The sequence below is a fragment of the Pseudarthrobacter sp. B4EP4b genome (assembly GCF_006680095.1).
In the GTDB taxonomy this organism is placed as follows: domain Bacteria; phylum Actinomycetota; class Actinomycetes; order Actinomycetales; family Micrococcaceae; genus Arthrobacter.
Genome location: NZ_VHIJ01000002.1, coordinates 130,304 through 149,030, shown reverse-complemented (window position 1 = coordinate 149,030; position 18,727 = coordinate 130,304). Strand labels below are relative to the sequence as shown.

The following is an 18,727-nucleotide window of genomic DNA, read 5'->3' as shown; positions in this document are numbered from 1 at the left end:
GGTCAGGGCGCCGGGGTATGGGGACACATACGCCCCGCCGGTTGCCTCGCGGGAGAGACACCGGCAGGGCGTGGGTGCGTGTTACTGGTTGGGGTCCGGGCTGCGGACGTCGCGCTCGCCGATGTCCGCTGCGCCGAGCACGTCCGCTGCCGGGCTGTGGACGGGCGCGTGCTCCCGGACGCTCAACTCGGGGTGGTGCAGATCCAGTGCCGGACGTTCGGAGCGGATCCGGGGCAGAGACGTGAAGTTGTGCCGCGGCGGCGGGCAGGACGTGGCCCACTCGAGCGAGGCGCCGAAGCCCCAGGGATCGTCCACGGTGACCTTCTTGCCCCTGCGCCAGGTGATGTAGACGTTCCAGAAGAACGGGATCAGCGACGCCCCGAGCAGGTAGGAGCCGATGGTGGAGAACTGGTTCATGAAGGTGAACTGGTCCTCGGGCATGTAGTCCGCGTAGCGCCGGGGCATGCCTTCAACGCCCAGCCAGTGCTGGATGAGGAAGGTGCCGTGGAAGCCGAGGAACAGCATCCAGAAGTGGATCTTGCCCAGGCGTTCGTTGAGCATGGTCCCGGTGAACTTGGGCCACCAGAAGTAGAAGCCGGCGAACATGGCGAACACCACGGTGCCGAACACCACGTAGTGGAAGTGCGCCACCACGAAGTAGGTGTCCGACACGTGGAAGTCCAGCGGCGGAGAGGCCAGGATGATGCCCGTGAGGCCGCCGAAAAGGAACGTAATCAGGAAGCCGAGGCTCCACAGCATGGGCGTTTCGAACGTCAGCGAACCGCCCCACAAAGTGCCGATCCAGTTGAAGAACTTCACGCCCGTGGGAACCGCGATGAGCATGGTCATAAACGCGAAGAACGGCAGCAACACTGCGCCGGTGACGTACATGTGGTGGGCCCACACGGTCACGGACAGGGCGGCGATGGCGATCGTTGCGTAGACCAGGCCCTTGTACCCGAAGATCGGCTTGCGGCTGAAGACCGGGAAGATCTCCGAGACGATGCCGAAGAACGGCAGCGCGATGATGTACACCTCGGGGTGGCCGAAGAACCAGAACAGGTGCTGCCAGAGGATGGCGCCGCCATTGGCCGGGTCATAGATGTGGGCGCCGAACTTCCGGTCAGCCCCCAAAGCGAACAGGGCGGCTGCCAGCGGCGGGAACGCCATAAGCACCAGGATGGATGTGACCAGGGCGTTCCACGTGAAGATCGGCATCCGCCACATGGTCAGCCCCGGTGCGCGCATGCAGACGATGGTGGTGATGAAGTTTACCGCACCGAGGATGGTGCCGAAACCGGACAGTGCCAGGCCGAACACCCACAGGTCCCCGCCGAGCCCGGGAGTGAAGGTGGTGTTGGAAAGCGGCGCGTAGGCAAACCAGCCGAAGGAGGCGGCGCCCTGCGGGGTGATGAAGCCGGACGTTGCAATGATGGAGCCGAAGAGGAAGAACCAGAATGCCAGCGCGTTCAGCCGCGGGAAGGCGACGTCCGGGGCGCCGATCTGCAGGGGCATGATCACATTCGTGAAGCCGGCGAACAGCGGGGTGGCGAACATCAGCAGCATCGCGGTGCCGTGCATGGTGAACAGCTGGTTGTACTGTTCCTTGGTCTGCAGGATCTGCAGGCCGGGCTCGAACAGCTCGGCACGGATCAACAGCGCCATCACGCCCGCCAGGCAGAAGAACACAAACGAGACAATCAGGTACAGATAGCCGATCGTTTTATGGTCGGTGGTGGTGAGCCAGCTGACTACAATGCTGCCCTTGCCGCGTTTGACCGCTGCCGGTGCGGCAGTGGCCGACGTTGCGCCCATGTTCTGGCCGGTGGTGGTCATTACGGTTCCGTCCTTTGTTGTGCCTGTTCCAGGGCTGGCCTTGCCGGGTTCCGGTCGTATTCATCGCCCCGGATGCCGGTGTTGCCCTTGGCCCGCAGTTCGGAAATGCGGTTGTTGTATTCCTGCTCGGTCACCACCCGTACTTTGAAAAGCATTTCGGAGTGGTATTCGCCGCAGAGTTCGGCGCATTTGCCGGTGTACTCGCCGGTGCGGGTGGGAACGATGTCGATGTACCTGTTGTACTGGTTTTCGCCGGGGTACAAGTCCCGTTTCTGCATGAACTCGACCACCCAGAACGAATGCTGGACATCGCGGGAGTTCAGCTGCAGTTCCACCTTTTTGTTGACCGGCAGGTAGAGGGTGGGGAGCCGGTCGGGCGCGCCCCAGTTGCCGTCGAGGTGGGCCTGCACGCCCGGGTCCTCATGGACGTCTTCCTTGACGTAGTTGAAGTCCCACGCCCACTGTTTGCCGCGGACGTCGATCACTACGTCCGGGTTCTCGAAGCGGTCGTCCATGGCCCGCTGGTCCCGGTCGGTAAAGACGAACAGGACCATGATGATCATCAGCGGCACGGAGAGGTAGAAGACTTCCAACGGGAGGTTGTAGCTCATCTGCCGGGGGAAGCCCACCGTATTTTTGCGCCGGCGGTAGGCGATGATGCACCAGAGGATGAGTCCCCAGGTAATAGCGCCGATAATGATGGCGGCTATCCACGAATTAACCCAGAGGTCCGTGACCAGGGGGGTGTGATCCGTAGTGTCCCGTTCGCCCGGAAGCCAGCCCCTCTGGACTTCGGCGGAGCAGGAAGTCAACGCCAGCAGTGCTGGGACAGAGGACAAGGCGGCCCCGCGCCGCCATCTGGAAGTGTTGCGCCTAGGGGTGTTCACCGCGTGGTTCTCCTCCGGATCTGCTCCAGAGGCCCAACTGCATGAGCCCAAAGACCCATGGCTTACGGCCTGTGGGTTGTGAGCCCAGATTAGCGCGGAAAGGAGCCGCAAGAAAGGGTTCCGGATCAGTACACGGGGTAACCTTCACGCCCGGCCTCAGGCCGACTCGCTTCGAAGTTCCTCCGCGGCCATGGCCAGCAGGCTGCGCTGGAGGGAGGGGAGGGAAATCAGCCCCTCCACATAGGCCTGCACCTCATACTCTCCGGCCATGCCGCTCATGCTGAAGTACCGCAACCAGAGTTCAGCAACGGTGATGTCGGCTGCCAGCAGCATGTGGTTGAGCTGGCGGCGTTCCTCTTGCTCGTGCGGATCGTATCCCATGGCTGTCCCCTTGCCGTGGGCGGCCACCATCAGGCCACGGCGGGATAACTGTAAAGGATGTAGTCGGCGGCCGCGGCCCCGGTCATGTGCAGGCGGCAGTCGTTCGGATTAACGCCGCACCGGAGCATGCCGGCCCGGAAAGCCTGGTCCGATTTCGCCCGGAAGCCGTGCAGCGAGGCCCAACTGACGTACAGGCCATAGAGGCAATCGGGTCCCAGCGGGTGATCCGCCGAAGGGTCGGCAGTGGTGGCTTCATTAAGGAACTGCTGGAAGTGGGTGGACGGCATTTCACGCTCTATCCGGTTCTGCACCATGTGCCACCGGCCTGCTCCAGCAGCTACTCCCGCAGCCTCCGCAGGAGGGCGGCAGGAGGACGGGAATGATCCCTGTCACACTTCCGAATTTACTCGCGGCGGGAGGGTATTTTCAAGCGCGCGGTCCGGTTGAGCCGGCTGCCGGCAGCCCGGGACGGAAAAGGATCCGCGGTTCGGAAACAAGGTCTTCCCACAGGTTGATAAGGGTGCTTATTATGTTCTTCATTCGGCGGCAAGCAGGGCCCGTCAGTGCGCAGTCCCTCTGGGCTGCGCCCTATGGGAACCGGCTGAAAGGTCTTTATGCCCCTGAAATCCATATGCACCCATGCCCAGCACTGTCCGCCCGATCGCCTTTCGGGCTGGCGCTACCCCGCAGTGTTGCGGGGCAGCCCGCAATCCAGCCCGACGGCGGGCGCGGCCTTTGGTGCCCGACGCCCCAGTTCCCGCTTGAGGCGCCAGGCGGCGCCGAGGCTGCAGTCGATTGAAAGTGAGCCCCTGCCATGCACGATCCCCTGATTGAGGCCATTCACGAGCACGAGCCCCTGAGTGATCCGTTGGAAGAGATCAACCTTCGGCTGGCCATAGCCGCTACGGACGTCGCGGAGTTGCGGGCCGAGATTGCCCGGCTGGACCGGGACCTGGAGGAGTCGCGCCGGCTGAACCGCAGGGCAGTGGAACTTCTGGGGTTCCTTTACAACCATCTGGAGCGCAATGGTGACGGCGGCGCAAAGTTGAGTGTGTCAGCCGACCTGGGCCGGATCGCCAATCTGGAAGGCTGAACGGCGTGCGCGAGTCGCTCCCAAAGGGGTCCTCTGCGCGCATGGAATGAAACATGGTCAGCGGCTCTGACGGCATCCGGGCCGCTCTAGCCTCATTTGCCGTGCCCCATCCCGCCGACGGGAAGGGGGCTCCGCACTCTGTACCAGCGGCGCCCATCCCGGTACCGTAAAACAAGTAAGTGTGCTTATCAATAGGGTTGGCGACTTGCGGAAGCCAAGGGAAGGAGAACAGCATGACCCACATCCGGTCCATGATTGACGCATATCCCAAGGACCTCGGTGATATCGATGTCGCCACCCTGTCCGAGTGCATCAGCGCCTGCTACGAATGCGCCCAGTCGTGCACTGGCTGCGCGGACGCCTGCCTGGGCGAGGACATGGTGGCGGAGCTGGCTAAATGCATCCGGACCGACTTGGACTGCGCGGACATCTGCGCCACCACGGGAAAGGTGCTGTCTCGCCTTACCGGGTCTGACCGCACCGTCACCCGGGCACTCGTGGAAGCCTGCCGGACCGCCTGCAAAGCCTGTGCGGAGGAATGCGAAAAGCACGCGGACATGCATGACCACTGCCAGATCTGCGCCGAAGCGTGCCGGCGCTGCGAACAGGCATGCGGCGCGCTGCTGGCCTCACTCACATGACGCTGTTGATTCTGACATAAGGAGTTGAACACCCATGAAACATGTACCCGAGAACAATGTCCCGCAGCACAGCGAACTTCCCCTGCCGGACTACGACCACTTGCCGGCGGGAACGCTGCCGTCGCGCATTTCCGGCCTGGAGGAGGCAGACGTAGCGCAGCTGATCACGTACGAGAAGGCCCACGGAAACCGGCTGCCCATCATGCAGATCCTGGAGAAGAGGCTCCACGACCTGCAGGGCGGCGCAGAGCCCCGCGGCCCACGGACGCCCAGCACCCCTGAGGTGAACACCGGCCAGCCTGACGCGCCGCAGACGGCCAACGTGCCGGGACCTCCCGTCAACCCGCCGTCCCAGGGGGTTCCAACCAACCCGGCCCAGCCACGGTAAACCGTGGAGCAGCACCACGGTTTGCGTGACCACGACGGCGGCCGGGAGCATCCCGACGAGGATCACGACGGCGGTTCGGACCTTCACGCCTTCGTCCGGTCGCGGCAGGGCGAGTTGGAAGGGCAGCTGGCGGAGTGGGTGCGCGTGCCCGGCGTGTTGGGAGTGCCGGAGCACGCGCAGGACCTGCTCCGCTCGGCCAATTGGCTGGCGGCGGCGTTCCGGGGCGTCGGTTTCCCCACGGTGGAAGTGCTGCCCACCGGGGAGTCGCATGCTGTTTACGCGGAATGGTGCGAGGCGCCCGGAGCCCCCACGGTCCTAGTCTACAGCCACCACGACGTCCGCGCCGTTAAGGCGGAGAACTGGGAGCAAACGGCGCCGTTCGAACCCGTAGTGCGCGACGGCAGGCTGTATGGCCGCGGGAGCTCCGACGCCAAGGGCCAGGTCCTGGCCCACCTGTGGTCGGTGCGCGCCCACCTGCACCAACGCGCTCTCACTTATGGCCCCCAAAACCCGGACGCTCTCTCACTTAATGCGGCCAAAACCCAAACCCTCTCTCACTCCAACGGCGTTTCGACAGGCTCAACCACCGGGGCAGGCTCAACCACCTGGGCGGGCTCAACCGCCGCGCCCGCCGTCAACCTGAAGTACCTGGTCGAGGGCGAGGAGGAAGGCGGGTCGCCGCATCTGGCCAAGTTGCTGGAGGAGCAGGGGAACCGGTTGCAGGCCGACGTGGTCCTCTTCTCCGACACCCTGCTGTGGCAAGAGGACCATCCCGCCGTCTGCGTAAGCCTGCGCGGCATGCTCTCCGCCAGCCTGGAACTGTTCGGGCCGGAGCGCGACGTCCACAGCGGCGCCGTGTCCGGCAACGCACCCAATCCTGCCTTCGAGCTGGGCCGGCTGCTCGCGCTCCTGCACGACGGGGAGGGCCGGATTGCTGTTCCGGGTTTTTACGACGACGTCGAGCCGCCCCCGGAGGACCTGCGGAAGGCGCTCGCGGAGCTTCCCTTCAGCGAGGAGGACTGGCTGAAGCGGTCCGAATCCGGCGCGGTTACCGGCGAGCAGGGGTATACCGTGCTGGAACGGCTGTGGCTGCGTCCCGCCGTCGAGGTCACGTCCCTCATCGCCGGGGATCCTATCGGGGTTTCCCGTGCCGCCGTGCCGGCCGTGGCCTCGGCGGACCTGAGCTTCCGGACCGTGCCCGGTCAGCGGGTGGAAAAGGTGGCTGAGCTGCTGCGGCAGTGGGTGGAGGCCACTGTGGGGGACAGCTTCGGCCACACCTTCAGCGTGGATCTGGAGACAGCCCAGGAAGCGTACCGGACCCCGGACCATCCGGCGGTTTCCGCGCTGGTACGGGCCATGGGCCGGGGCTTCCAGTCCGCCAGCGTGGGCAGGATGGGCAACGCCGGCGGTGGCCCTGCTGAGCTGCTCGCCAGGACCCTGGATGCTCCTGTCCTGTTTTTCGGCACCGGCCTGGTGGAGGACCACTGGCACGACAGCGACGAGAGCGCCAACCTTGCGGTCCTGGTGAACGGCGCAGTCACGCTTGCAGGTTTCTGGGACGAACTGGCCCGGATGGAATGACAGAAGGACGACGGCGATGGACGGCTCAGGAGCGGAAAGCACCCCGGCGGCAACTGACGGCAGCCGCGGAGGCGAGCGCCGTCGTCGTACGTTTGGCATGGAGGAGGAACTGCTGCTGGTAAGTCCGGAGACGGGGGAGCCCGTGCCTCTGGCCAGCGGGCTGCTTGAGGGCTACCAACGCCCGGCCGGTCCCGGCGGCGGACCCGTCCTCACTGCCGAATTCCAGCAGGAAATGATTGAGGTGGTCACCCCTCCGCACGCCACCATGGCAACGCTCGAGGCGGACATCATCCTGGGGCGGGCCATGGCGGATGCAGAAGCGCGCAGGGTTGGGGTGCGGGCTGCGGCCTTGGGAACATCACCCCTGCCGACTGATCCCCATCCGGTGCAGCTGCGGCGTTTTATTGCCATGACCGAGGAGTACGGGCTGACCGCCAGGGAACAGCTCACCTGCGGCTGCCACATCCATGTTGCTGTGGACTCGGACGATGAGGGCGTGGCAGTGCTGGACCGCATCCGCACCTGGCTTCCGGTGCTTAGCGCGCTCAGCGCGAATTCGCCGTTCTGGCACGGGCAGGACAGCGGTTATGCCAGCTACCGGGCGCAGGTGTGGAGCCGGTGGCCGTCCGCCGGGCCGCTGGATATCCTCGGGTCGCCGGATGCGTACCACCAGCTGGTGCATGACATGGTGAGCACCGGCGTCCTGCTGGATGAAGGCATGGTGTATTTCGACGCGCGGCTGTCCCGGCATTACCCGACCGTTGAGATCCGAATTGCCGATGTGTGCCTGCGCCCGCAGAACGCAGTGCTGCTGGCGGGGATTGCGCGCGGGCTTGTGGAAACGGCCGCCCGGGAATGGCGGGCGGGCGTCCCGCCCGTAGCCGTGCCCACAGAGCTCGTGCGGCTGGCCACCTGGAAAGCGAGCCGGTGGGGGCTGCGCGGGAAACTGCTGGACCCGCTGACGTTGCAACCCGCGGCCGCGCTCGCTGTGGTGAATGTGCTGCTGGATCACATCCGCGAGGCTTTGGAGGACATGGGCGACCTGGGCCGGGTGGAGGAACTGGTCGACGACGTGCTTGCCGTGGGCACCGGGGCGTCCCGGCAGCTGGAAGTGCTGCACCGCGCCGGGGAGCTTGAGGCCGTGGTTGCCGATGCTGCGGACTGCACGGTGTGGGTGGCGGCAGAGTAGGCCGGGCAAAGAAAAGCCCGGTGGTTGAGCCCGAACCCCGGTTGGTGAGTCTGTCGCCCGATGGTTGAGCCTGTAGAAACCTACGGCGGGCTCAACCACCGGGGTCCTGAAGGTCAGCTGTGTGAGTAGGTGAGGCAGTCGGCGTTGTCCGCGCCGGGGCCCACACGGACTTCAGGTGCGTTGCACATCAGGTGGTCGTTGTGGACGCATTCGCTGCGCTGGCAGGCTCCGACGTCGGCGAGCACCTTGGGCAGGCCGCCGTGCATGCCGGTGTCGATGAATGTTGCGCACTGGGCGTGGTTTTCGGCGCCGCTGACGGTAATGGCTGCGGCGTTGCAGTTGGTGTGGTCATTGAAGGAACAGTTGGTTACGCTGCAGTCTGCGACGTGCGTTGTCATCTTTAAGACCCTCCGTACTTCGGCAGCCCGGGTTGGCCGTCCTGTGTTTTCCCACGGTAGGCCTGCAGGCCTAGATCAAAAAGACCCAATTCTTTGACGTAATTGCGTTGTGGTGCGGGCCGGGGCCCGTCGGCGCAGAACGGGCATGCAGGGAGGTGCCGCCGGCTACGAGCGGGAGAGCCGGAGCTTCGCCGCCCGCTCCACAAGTACGGGGACGTAGTCCCGGATGTGCCCGCCGTCGAGCAGGCCGTGTTCCTCAGCCACAATGTCCTCAATAACCGAGCGCTGTTCGTCAGGAAAGCGCGCAGCGAGCCGGTTGACCACGGCGATGAGGGCTTCGGGTTCATTCGTCATTGCCAAAGTTTGGGGGCGGCGCGGAGGAGAGTCAAGAGCCCTTTCTTCCCCGCCCGCCAACTTGCCCAAGTAAGTAGCAGTAAGTGTCGTTATGACGCGCCAAAACGACACTTAGCGCTACCTACTTGGGTCCGCGGCTCGTGGCTTTCCGGATGGCACAGGCGGCCGTGAACTCGTCCGGCAGGCCAAGACTGAAGGGGTCTATATCTTCAAACTGCCAGCGTCCCTCCAGGGCCGGTTCATCAAACAGGCGGGGGATTGGCCCGGCAACATCAACACTGGCGGGATCCTGGGCAAGCCCCGTCCCCAGTGCCTTGAGGACTGCTTCCTTGCGGACCCAGAGCCGGGTCATCAACGCAGGCAGTCCCGCAGGCGCCACATCCCGGAGCTTCTCACGCTCGTTGCCGGTCATGGCCACGGACTGGAATCCCTCAAAACCAGCAGAAGGTTCAGCCTCAATGTCCACGCCGACTCCGGCCACCCCGTCATCGAGGCACGCGGCCAGCAGGCACCAATCCTCTGACCTGCTGAGGCTGACTCGCAGGGGACTGGTCCGCGAGGGGACGCGATAGGCCGGAAGCCCGTGCCCCGGGATGTCCCGGTTCAGGCAGGACGGACAGCTGTAAAGCGCCTGCAACGAGCCCGGACGGTCGCCGGTCAGCGCGCTGATGTGCAGCCTGAGCGCTATCCGGCCAGCCACGAACCTGTCCCGGAGGGCCTGGGAGCGGAACATGCCCGCCCTGGCAACCTCGTCGTCGTCGAGCACATGTTCCAGGCCAAGGTCGACGCCGGACAGCCGCACCGCCGCCAGCGAAAGTCCCTGAGGGGCTGCGGCAGGGGTCATGGCAGCGGAGGGAGTGCTGCCTCGTAGAGCCACGGCGTGAGGATGGCGCGGGCACTGAATCCCCGGACTTCCGCGCAGGTACGGTCCGCAGTGTCCATAAAGTCCGCTGTGGTGACCCCGCCATGGCGGAAGCTTTCCGTCCACCCTTGAAGGAGTTCGAAGAACAGCACGTCCCCGGCTGTCCGCCGCACCGCATGGAGGGCAAGGGCGCCGCGCTTGTAGACCCGGTCATCAAACATCAACTCCGGTGAGGGGTCACCCACCAGCAGGTCCTGGGCCTGGGCGGCGAGTCCCTGCCAGGCCGCCGCGGCCCGCTGGGAAGCCGGAAGGTTCCCGGAGGCCTCGGACCAGATCCATTCGGCATAGCAGGCGAATCCTTCATGCAGCCAGATATCGGCCCACGTGGTGGCAGTGAGGGAGTTCCCGAACCACTGATGGGCCAGTTCGTGGGCGATGAGCCGCTGGTCGTTCCAATCCTGGTTCAGATGGTTGGGACCAAAAACGGACAGGGACTGGGCTTCTAGCGGGATCTCGAGCGGATCGTCGGCCACCACCACGGTGTAGCCGGGGAACGGGTAGGGGCCGAAGCAGGCCTCGAAAGTCTCCATCATCTGCCCCTGGCGGGCAAGGGCCGCTGTGGCAGAGGACATCAGGGCCGGAGGTGCCGCGACGAGCTGGGGCACGGAGCCACCCAAGCCGGGTGGGACATCAGCCCGGTGGGAAGGGGAATGGACAGCGGGGTCCAGCTGCCGGAGGTCGTAGCGCCCGATCTGCACGGTGGCCAGATAGGTAGCCATCGGTTCGGCTTGTTCAAACACCCAGGTTTCCCGGCTGGCCTTCGCATGGCGGGAGACCAGCACACCGTTGCAGACCACCCGGTAGTTGGCGTCGGTGGTGATGGTGAAGCCGAAGCTGGCCTTTTGGCTGGGGTGGTCGTTGCAGGGAAACCACGACGGCGCGCCGGTGGGCTGCCCGGCTACCAGCACCCCGTCCGTGAGCTCTTCCCAGCCCACCTCGCCCCAGTTCCCGCGCAAGGGTCCGGGTGTGCCGTCGTAGCGGATGTCCAGGCTGAAGTCGGTGCCGCCGGGCAGCGGCCTGGCCGGGACGATGATCAACTGGTTGCCGCGCTGGCTGAACCGCTGGACCCGCTGCCCGTCCAGCTGGACTTTCAGCACCCGCAGCCCGGCAAGGTTCAGGACCACCCTGTCCAAAAAGACTGAGGAACGCGCCGAGATGGCCGCATGGCCGGACAAGCGGTTCGTGGAAACGCGGTAGTCCAGGTACAGCTCGTAGCGCGAAACCTGATACTCCGCGGACCCATGCCCCGGGGTGTAGGGATCGGGCAGGGGACCGGAGGCAGGAGAGTCCCGAACTGCGTGTGCCGGCTCGTGGTGTGCGGTCACTGTGGTTGGGCCTCCCGGGCAGGAACGGTGGTGGCAGGGGAAGCCCACGGGCTGACGGGATTACCGATCCAGAAGCTTGCGGCCGGAACGGTCTCACCCCGCATCACCAGGGATGCCGGCCCAACAGTTCCGCCGGCGCCGATCCGGGCAGCTGGCAGGATAACCCCGTGCGGGCCCATGGTTGCCCCAGGTTCCAGCGTAACGGTATCGATGCTCATCACTCGGTCGTGGAAGAGGTGGGTCTGGATGACGCAGCCGCGGTTGACGGTGGAGTTGGCCCCGAGCGTGACCAGGTCCGCTTCCGGCAGCCAGTAGCTCTCGCACCACGCACCGGAACCAATCCTGGCGCCGAGGCCGCGCAGCCACCAGACCAGGGCAGGGGTGCCGGCAGCGGCGCGGGCAAACCAGGGTGCGGTGACCATCTCGATGAAGGTGTCCACCACCTCGTTGCGCCAGATGAATGAGCTCCACAAGGGGTGCTCGCCCGCCTTGATCCTGCCCACCAGCAGCCACTTCGCAGCTACCGAACTCGCCGCGGCCACGCCTCCGGCAGCGAGAAGCACGGGTGCCCCGAGCAGGGCAGCGGCGGCGTATCCGGCGGAGCCGGCCACCCAGTCGAGGACCACCAGGATGCCGATGGCTATGGCCGCGGTGAGGACCACCGGGACAGCCCGGCACAGTTCCCAGAGCGCGCGGTAGATCTTCAGCCGCAGCGGCGGGTGGAAGGTCAGGCTCTGATCCACGTCCATCCGCGCCCGGCGCAGCCGCACCGGCGGGCTGCCCAGCCAGGACGTCCCGGACTTCGCTTTCGCCGGCGTTGCGGACAGCACCGCAACCAAGGAGTTCTTCGGCACGCTCCGTCCGGCCCCCGTCATCCCCGAATTGCCCAGGAAGGCGCGCTTGCCGATCTTTGCCGGGGCGATCCTCATCCATCCGCCGCCGAGTTCGTAGGAGGCGATCATGGTGTCATCAGCCAGGAAGGCCCCGTCCCCCACCGTAGTCATGGAGGGCAGCAGCAGCACCGTGGAGGCCTCCACGTTCCGGCCCACTTTGGCCCCCAGCAGCCGCAGCCATACAGGAGTGAACAGGCTCGCGTAGAGGGGAAAGAGCAGGTCCCGCGCCATGTCCAGGACCCGTTCGGTGGCCCAGACCCGCCAGCCGGTGAAGCTGCGCACCCGGTAGTGGCCTTCGCGGAGTCCAAGGCCCAGCAGGCGGACGACGGCGGCCGTCAGGACCATGTTCGACAGGAACCAGAGTGCGGCCGCCGGCGGGACCGCCCACAGCAGAGCGGCACCCGCCGAGTACAGGGATTCCCGTCCCTGTACGGCCGCGATGACGGGCAGGGCGCCGATGGGGGCGGAGACGAACGGAATCAGTGCCAGCAGCCCTGCCGCCAGAGCGTAGGCGGCAAACGCGGCCACTGTTTTCAGGCCCGACGGCGGCCGCTCGGGCCAGTCCTGCTGGGCTTTGCCGAGGCGCTGGGCAGGAGAGCCCGCGAAACGCTGGTTTGCCTTGACCTTGCCCAGGACGGCCGAGCCCGGCGCCACTTCTGCGCCCGCGCCGATCCGCGCACCCGGCATCAGAGTGCTCCGCGAACCCACCGTGGCACCCGGGCCCACCCGGACGTGGCCGATGTGCACCAGGTCGCCGTCGATCCACCAGCCCGAAAGGTCCACCTCCGGTTCAATGGAGCACCCGGAGCCCAGGCTCAGCATGCCGGTCACGGGCGGGACGGAATGAAGGTCAACGTCCTTGCCCACCTTGGCGCCGAGCGCCCGGGCGTAGTACGGGACCCAGGGGGCTCCGGCCAGGCTGACCGCCCCGGACAGATCCGCGATCTGTTCGGCGAGCCACAGCCTCAGGTGCACTTTTCCGGCCCGGGGATAGCTGCCGGGAACCACCCTACGGAGCAGGAGGCGCGCGGCCGCGACCGAGACGGCCATTCGGCCCAGCGGGTTCACAAAAACCAGCCAGGACGCCAGGACCCACCACCAGGACACGGTGGGCGCGCCGGTCAGCACACCCCAGATGGACAGGAGATTGTTGACGGCCATCAGGTAGGTGAGCCAACGCATGGACACCAGCACGTGCAGCGGGAACCCGGCCAGGAACTGGAAGATCTGGGATCTGCGGGCGGTGGGGCGCACATGACGTTTCAGCTGCGGCGAAGCCTCCAGGCCGCCGTCGGGCGCTGAAAGCCTGGCATATTCGATCAGGGCGCCGATCCGCGGGCGGGCATAAACGTCCGCCACGGTAATGGTGGGATACCGCACCCGGAGTGCCGAGACCAGCCGGGCCGCGGCCAAGCTGCTCCCGCCATAGGCAAAGAAGTCCGCGTCCAAACTGTCCGGCGCAGTCCCCAGGACCCCTGCCCACTGCTCCACAATCCACGCCGAAGGCCCGTCCAGGTCCGGCAGCACGTGGTCATCGGTGGCAGGTGCCGCCAGCGGCCATGGCAGCGCGTGGCGGTCCACCTTGCCGCTGGTTTTCACGGGGATTCCATCGATCACCGTGAGCAGGGGGATGAGGGCAGCGGGCAACTGGGCGGCCAGCAGCTCACGTGCCCCGTCCAGGTCCGGGGCAGTCCCCGGCGCCGGCACGAGGTAGCCCACGAGGATCTGGATTCCGGCCGCGGTGTCCTGCACCGCGGCCGCCGCACCCTGGATGCCGGGCAGGGACTGCAGGGCGGCGTCGATTTCCCCTAGTTCGATCCGGCGCCCACCCAGTTTCACCTGTTCATCGGCGCGGCCCACAAACACGAGGCCCTCGCTTTCGTAGCGGACCAGGTCCCCGCTGCGGTAGGCACGGTTCCAGCCGAGGGTCTCCATGGGCGCGTACTTCTCGGCGTCCTTGGCCGGGTCCAGGTACCGGGCAAGGCCGACTCCGCCGATGATCAGCTCTCCGGTCTCGCCTTCGCTGACCGGGATCCCGGCAGGATCGACGACGGCGAGGTCCCACCCGTCCAGCGGCAGTCCGATCCGCACGGGGCCGGTTCCGTCCATCCGGGCAGCGCAGGCAACCACCGTCGCCTCGGTGGGTCCGTAGGTGTTCCAGACTTCGCGTTCGTCAACGGCGAGCCGGGCGGCCAGTTCCGGCGGGCAGGCTTCCCCGCCGAAGATCAGCAGCCGGACCGCTTCCAGCGATTCGGCCGGCCACAGCCCGGCAAGCGTGGGGACCGTTGACACCACGGTGATTCCGTTGGTGATCAGCCATGGGCCCAGGTCCATGCCGGTCCGCACCAGTGACCGGGGAGCGGGTACCAGGCAGGCGCCGTTGCGCCAGGCGAGCCAGATTTCCTCGCAGGAGGCATCGAACGCCACGGACAGGCCGGCCAGGACCCGGTCCGTGGAGTTCACCGGATTCGCCGGGAGGAACAGCCTGGCCTCGGCATCCACAAACGCGGCGGCCGACCGGTGGGTCACGGCCACGCCCTTGGGTTTGCCGGTGGAACCGGAGGTGAAAATGACCCAGGCGTCATCGTCGACGCCGGGCTGCCGGGGTGAGGGGAACGGGTGGTCCCTGCCCGGAATCGTGGAAATTTCACCTGCCCGCAGGACGGCCGCTACGCCGGCTTCCGCAAAAACGAGGCTCGCCCGCTCCTCCGGGTCGTCGGCGTCGACGGGCACGTAGGCTGCGCCCACCAACAAGGTGGCGAGGATGGCGATGTAGAGTTCGTTGGTTCCGGACGGGATCCGGATGCCCACCTTGTGGCCCGCTCCGATGCCGCTCTTGTGCAGCCGCAGCGCGTACTTCTTGGCGGCGGCATGCAGCTCGGCATAGCTCAGGGAGGCCTTGCCGTCGTCGAGGGCGGACGCGTCAGGGAACCGCTGCGCCGTTTCCTCGAAAACCTGCACCAGGGTACGGGGCGGTGCTGCCTTTTCCGCGCCGGCCATTTGGGGGCGGTACGTAGCCACCTTCCCATTGTGTCCGGGCGGGTGCAGATCGTCGCCGTCATCAAGGACGTTAAAGCCATGGCGGGACGAATCGAAAGCATTCACCGGCGAAAGATACGTGGCCGCGATGAACGGATGGTGAACGGGCAGCGGGCTTGCAGCCCCCCGGCGGCTGCAAGCCCGCTGGTAATTAGTTCGCTGCCGCGGTGGCGGCGTTGGACGCGCGGGTCCACGGCCCCGTGATGGCCAGGGTGAAGCCGGGGGACTGGATGTTGGCGAAGAGCCACTTGCCGTCCTTGCTGAACGCCGGGCCACAGAATTCCGAGTCGTTGAACTCGTTGCGGGCCAGCGGGTAGGACATGCCCTGGTCGGTGACGCCGACAAGGTGGGAGACGCCGTTGCCGTCCTCTGCCAGAATCAGCCCGCCCTGCGGTGCCACCGTGATGTTGTCCGGGCCGTCGAAGGCGCCGTCCTGGTCCGGATCCTGGTTGACGCCGAAGATGGTGCTCAGCGTGATGGATTCGGTGGCGGGATCGTAATGCCACACCTGGCCGTCGTGTTCGTTGACGGAACCGTCGGTGAGGCGGGCGAAGCTGGACACGAAGTAGGCCCCGCCGTCGCCCCACCACTGGCCTTCAAGCTTCCGGGAGCGGGTGATCTCGTCGTTGGTGAACTGCTTGCGCACTGACGTGGTGCGGGCGTCGCGGTCCGGCACGTCCACCCATTCCACCTTGTACCGGGTGCCCACGGTGGTGGCTTCCGAAAGGTCCTTGATGTGGGTGGAGCCGCGGAAGGCCTTCATGGCCTGCAGCCGGCCTGCCACGTCGCCGCCCGCGGACTGTGCCAGGGCGTGGAGGCTGCCCTTGCCCGGAGTGAAGCCTGCCGGCGGGGTCCAGCGCAGGTACAGGCCGTTGGGGTTGCCGGCGTCCTCGGTGAGGTAGATCTGGGTGGTTTTGGGATCGACGGCGACTGCCTCATGGGAGTAGCGGCCCAGGAACTTCAGCGGGATGTTGGCGAACCCGACGTTGGCCTCACGGCTGGCGGGGTCCACCTCGAAGACGTATCCGTGGTCCTTGGTGTTCGTGCCGGACCCGGCGCGGGCTTCGGTTTCCTCGCAGGTAAGCCAGGTGCCCCAGGGTGAGATGCCGCCGGCGCAGTTGTTGTTGGTACCGGCCACTGAGGTGTACTGGCCCACGCGGTTTCCGTCGGCGTCCACGGTGAGGGTGGAGGTGCCGCCCTTTGCGCCGGGGTCGTAGGTGATGCCGTCCACCACGGGAACCGGGAAGGGCTCATTTCCGCTGTTTTCGTGGTTGCAGATCAGTACCGAACCGCCGTTGGGGCCGTCGAAGACGCCGATGCCGTCAGGATCGGAGGGGTGCACGCCCTCGGTGGTGGCGGTCTGCCCCGAACGGGCGAGCAGCTTGTAGGAGAAGCCCTCGGGAAGCGCGAGGATGCCGTTGGGGTCCGAAACCAGCGTCCCGTAGCCGAAGGCGTTGCGGGTGGCAGCGTTGGCGGGCCGGGCGAAGGGGGCCAGGCTGCCGGCGCCGGCGAAGGCGAAGCCCAGGGCAGCGGCGCTTGCTCCGGCGCCGAGGAAGTTGCGGCGGGAAACAGTGTTGGACATGGAAAATCTCCTGAAAATGGGCATCAGTATGTTCGGAACAACCCGAGCCTGCCCTGTACTGGTGAACGCAAGGCAACATTGGCGTGACAGGAAGCCGTTGGCCAGACCTGCGTATTGACACCATCCGCTGCCGGGCGCACTCTGATACCGCTGGGTGCCAGCGTTGGCACGGCACTGGTCCCCACCTGGGCCGGCCAACGAAGCCCGGGAGCGGTCTGGGCGCTCCGGATGAATAGTTCCAATAACTCCCTATCAGGAGAAGGAAATGGCCGGAGAAGCAGTAAAAACCCTGGAAGCGAAGTCATTCGACGATCCCGATGAGCGGCGCCGTCCGCCCAAGACCGCCGTCGATGTGGTTAACGTCGGGGACACCACCCTGGGCAGGTTTACCTTTGAACCCGGCTGGCGTTGGTCCGAGACCATCAAGACCGTGGTGCATACGGACAGCTGCCAGGTCAATCACGTAGGAATCTGTGCCTCGGGAACATTGACAGTGCGAATGGATGACGGAACACAAAGCACGGTTAGCGCCGGCCACGCGTACACCATTCCTGCCGGCCACGACGCCTGGGTGGAAGGCGACCAGCCGTTCGTGGCCTACGAAATCATGAGTGCTGCTGTGTTTGCCAAGCCTGCCTAGGCGCACCATACAGGTCGGATGGATCGGAAAGGCTCATGCGTCCACTTCCTCGAGAAGTTTCCAATCAGCCTGAAGCAGCCCGCGCCGGGGTGGCCAAAAAGCCCCGGCGCGGGCTGCGCCGTGCCGGGATCGCGGCCCTCGTCATCCTGGGACTGATCCTGCTTTCGACGGCGGTCAACCTGGTCCTGGAGCGGACCGAAAAGGCGAACACGCCGGCGTACGGCGAGCGCGTCGCCGTCGGAAGCGGTTCCCTGAACGTGTACCGGAACGGGCAGGAAGGCCAGCCGATCGTCCTCCTCAGCGGGCTGGGGACGCCGGCTCCTGCCCTCGATTTCCAGCCGCTGATCCGTGAGCTCAACGGTTTTGACGTGACCGTAGTGGAAGGGTTCGGGTACGGCTACAGCGACCCGGACGCCGGCCCGCGGACCAATGAGAACATCAGCAACGAACTCCACGACGTGTTGGCCAAGCTCCCGGTGAAGCAGCCGTACGTGCTGGCCGGGCATTCGATCGCCGGCTTTTACATGCTTGATTACGCCAACCGGTACCGGTCGGAAGTGTCGGCCGTGGTGGGCATTGATGCCACTATCCCCAAGCCCGGAAATGAGCCGGTGCCGGAGCCCCAGCCCGAGTTTAACTGGCAACGGGCCCTGGCCGTCACGGGGGTGCTCCGCGCCGTGACCGCAGTGGCGCCCGGCATTACCGACCCGGACAGCAAGGCGTACACCGATGATGAGCTGCGGCGCATGCGGATGATGATGAACTGGAACTTCGGCAACCCGGCCGTGGTGGATGAGACGGCCCGGATCGGGAACAACTCCCAGGCCCTCCGGGGAGTGACGTACCCGGATGACCTGCCGGTGCTGGCCTTCGTTGCTGATGAGAAGACCGAGCATTCAGCCGAAAAGGAAGCCGCGGCGGAAAACCTCCTGAAGAATGTCCAGCGCCACCAGATCGTCAGCCTGGAAGGCAATCATTACCTGCACTGGACCCAGGCACAGAGAATGGCAGAGACTATCCGAACGTTCTTAGGGGGCGGCGATGGATGATGCGGACCTGGACAAAGTCCGCAGCCTGTACGAGGGTTTGATCGCTGCCTGGAACCGGCGGGATGCCCGGGGAATGGCGGACCTCTTTACGCAGCGCGGGTTCCAGATCGGGTTTGATGGCAGTGCCGCCACCGGACCGGACCAGATCTTCGGGCACCTCGATCCAATCTTTAAGGACCATGCGACGGCCACGTACGTCACCAAGGTGCGCGGACTGCGGCCGCTGGGACCCGGCGTCGTTCTGCTCACTGCCATCAGCGGGCTGGTTCCGCCGGGCCGGACGGACATCGCCCCGGCCACCAACGCGCATCAAACACTCGTGGCCGTGCTGGAGGAGGGCGTCTGGGGCATAGAGCTTTTCCAGAACACGCCTGCCCAGTTCCACGGCAGGCCCGAGCTGGTCAACGCGATGACCGCGGAGCTGGAGCAGGCGCTTTCAGGTGGGCGGGCGTAGAGCGGCCTTGGCGCGTGGCCACGGCGCCGCGCGGCCAGTACAATGCCTCCAACGTAATCGGGAATAACCCGCGGC

18 protein-coding genes are annotated in these 18,727 nt (G+C 66.0%); 8 read left to right on the top strand and 10 right to left on the bottom strand.

What is annotated here, in order from left to right:
- Nucleotides 1–81: 81 nt before the first annotated feature.
- The 4 genes from ctaD to FNL14_RS01560 all read right to left on the bottom strand — a co-directional run bounded on the left by ctaD (nt 82) and on the right by FNL14_RS01560 (nt 3,391).
- The gene (ctaD, locus tag FNL14_RS01575) at nt 82–1,836 is read right to left on the bottom strand and encodes a cytochrome c oxidase subunit I (RefSeq protein WP_370455787.1); all 1,755 of its coding nucleotides are present in this window, start codon (nt 1,834–1,836) and stop codon (nt 82–84) included.
- The gene (locus tag FNL14_RS01570; protein WP_142057069.1) at nt 1,836–2,723 is read right to left on the bottom strand and encodes a cytochrome c oxidase subunit II; all 888 of its coding nucleotides are present in this window, start codon (nt 2,721–2,723) and stop codon (nt 1,836–1,838) included. Before FNL14_RS01570 ends, ctaD begins: the two co-directional genes overlap by 1 nt.
- Nucleotides 2,724–2,879: 156 nt before the next feature.
- A complete protein-coding gene (locus FNL14_RS01565) occupies nt 2,880–3,104 on the bottom strand; it encodes a hypothetical protein (protein WP_139204881.1) in 225 nt (74 codons plus the stop codon).
- A 29-nt stretch (nt 3,105–3,133) separates the two neighbouring features.
- Nucleotides 3,134–3,391 carry a hypothetical protein gene (locus tag FNL14_RS01560; RefSeq protein WP_142057067.1) on the bottom strand — a complete coding sequence of 86 codons (258 nt, stop codon included), beginning with the start codon at nt 3,389–3,391 and terminating at the stop codon, nt 3,134–3,136.
- Between the two features lie 527 nt (nt 3,392–3,918).
- Here FNL14_RS01560 and FNL14_RS01555 point away from each other — a divergent pair.
- The 5 genes from FNL14_RS01555 to FNL14_RS01535 all read left to right on the top strand — a co-directional run bounded on the left by FNL14_RS01555 (nt 3,919) and on the right by FNL14_RS01535 (nt 7,996).
- Complete coding sequence (locus FNL14_RS01555) at nt 3,919–4,197, top strand: hypothetical protein (RefSeq protein ID WP_142057065.1); 279 nt, start codon at nt 3,919–3,921, stop codon at nt 4,195–4,197.
- Between the two features lie 233 nt (nt 4,198–4,430).
- Nucleotides 4,431–4,838 (top strand): four-helix bundle copper-binding protein, encoded by a 408-nt coding sequence (locus FNL14_RS01550; RefSeq protein ID WP_142057063.1) that lies wholly within the window; start codon nt 4,431–4,433, stop codon nt 4,836–4,838.
- A gap of 34 nt (nt 4,839–4,872) precedes the next feature.
- Nucleotides 4,873–5,226, top strand: coding sequence for a hypothetical protein (locus tag FNL14_RS01545; RefSeq protein WP_142057061.1), 354 nt, complete (start codon nt 4,873–4,875; stop codon nt 5,224–5,226).
- 3 nt (nt 5,227–5,229) lie between these two features.
- Complete coding sequence (locus tag FNL14_RS01540; protein WP_220126143.1) at nt 5,230–6,807, top strand: M20/M25/M40 family metallo-hydrolase; 1,578 nt, start codon at nt 5,230–5,232, stop codon at nt 6,805–6,807.
- A 16-nt stretch (nt 6,808–6,823) separates the two neighbouring features.
- Nucleotides 6,824–7,996: a glutamate--cysteine ligase gene (locus FNL14_RS01535; protein ID WP_142057059.1), complete on the top strand. Its 1,173-nt coding sequence runs from the start codon at nt 6,824–6,826 to the stop codon at nt 7,994–7,996.
- A gap of 113 nt (nt 7,997–8,109) precedes the next feature.
- Here the strand turns inward: FNL14_RS01535 and FNL14_RS01530 are convergent, their stop codons facing one another.
- The 6 genes from FNL14_RS01530 to FNL14_RS01505 form a co-directional block, all read right to left on the bottom strand.
- Nucleotides 8,110–8,394, bottom strand: coding sequence for a DUF1540 domain-containing protein (locus FNL14_RS01530; RefSeq protein WP_091416783.1), 285 nt, complete (start codon nt 8,392–8,394; stop codon nt 8,110–8,112).
- A gap of 165 nt (nt 8,395–8,559) precedes the next feature.
- Complete coding sequence (locus tag FNL14_RS01525) at nt 8,560–8,748, bottom strand: three-helix bundle dimerization domain-containing protein (protein ID WP_091416780.1); 189 nt, start codon at nt 8,746–8,748, stop codon at nt 8,560–8,562.
- 121 nt (nt 8,749–8,869) lie between these two features.
- Nucleotides 8,870–9,592 carry a 4'-phosphopantetheinyl transferase superfamily protein gene (locus tag FNL14_RS01520; RefSeq protein ID WP_142057057.1) on the bottom strand — a complete coding sequence of 241 codons (723 nt, stop codon included), beginning with the start codon at nt 9,590–9,592 and terminating at the stop codon, nt 8,870–8,872.
- Nucleotides 9,589–10,995, bottom strand: coding sequence for a M1 family metallopeptidase (locus FNL14_RS01515; RefSeq protein WP_181762511.1), 1,407 nt, complete (start codon nt 10,993–10,995; stop codon nt 9,589–9,591). The genes FNL14_RS01520 and FNL14_RS01515 overlap by 4 nt, the downstream gene beginning before the upstream one ends.
- Entirely contained in the window at nt 10,992–14,888 is a 3,897-nt protein-coding gene (locus tag FNL14_RS01510; protein ID WP_142057118.1) for a Pls/PosA family non-ribosomal peptide synthetase, read from the bottom strand. Before FNL14_RS01510 ends, FNL14_RS01515 begins: the two co-directional genes overlap by 4 nt.
- Nucleotides 14,889–15,078: 190 nt before the next feature.
- Nucleotides 15,079–16,509 (bottom strand): alkaline phosphatase PhoX, encoded by a 1,431-nt coding sequence (locus tag FNL14_RS01505; RefSeq protein ID WP_091416773.1) that lies wholly within the window; start codon nt 16,507–16,509, stop codon nt 15,079–15,081.
- A 265-nt stretch (nt 16,510–16,774) separates the two neighbouring features.
- Here FNL14_RS01505 and FNL14_RS01500 point away from each other — a divergent pair, with 265 nt between their 5' ends.
- The 3 genes from FNL14_RS01500 (at nt 16,775) to FNL14_RS01490 (ending at nt 18,652) form a co-directional block, all read left to right on the top strand.
- Complete coding sequence (locus tag FNL14_RS01500; RefSeq protein WP_142057055.1) at nt 16,775–17,149, top strand: cupin domain-containing protein; 375 nt, start codon at nt 16,775–16,777, stop codon at nt 17,147–17,149.
- Nucleotides 17,150–17,238: 89 nt separating this feature from the next.
- Nucleotides 17,239–18,198, top strand: a complete 960-nt coding sequence (locus FNL14_RS01495) for an alpha/beta fold hydrolase (RefSeq protein WP_255470662.1) — start codon at nt 17,239–17,241, stop codon at nt 18,196–18,198.
- The gene (locus FNL14_RS01490) at nt 18,191–18,652 is read left to right on the top strand and encodes an SgcJ/EcaC family oxidoreductase (RefSeq protein WP_142057051.1); all 462 of its coding nucleotides are present in this window, start codon (nt 18,191–18,193) and stop codon (nt 18,650–18,652) included. Before FNL14_RS01495 ends, FNL14_RS01490 begins: the two co-directional genes overlap by 8 nt.
- The last annotated feature ends 75 nt before the right edge of the window (nt 18,653–18,727 follow it).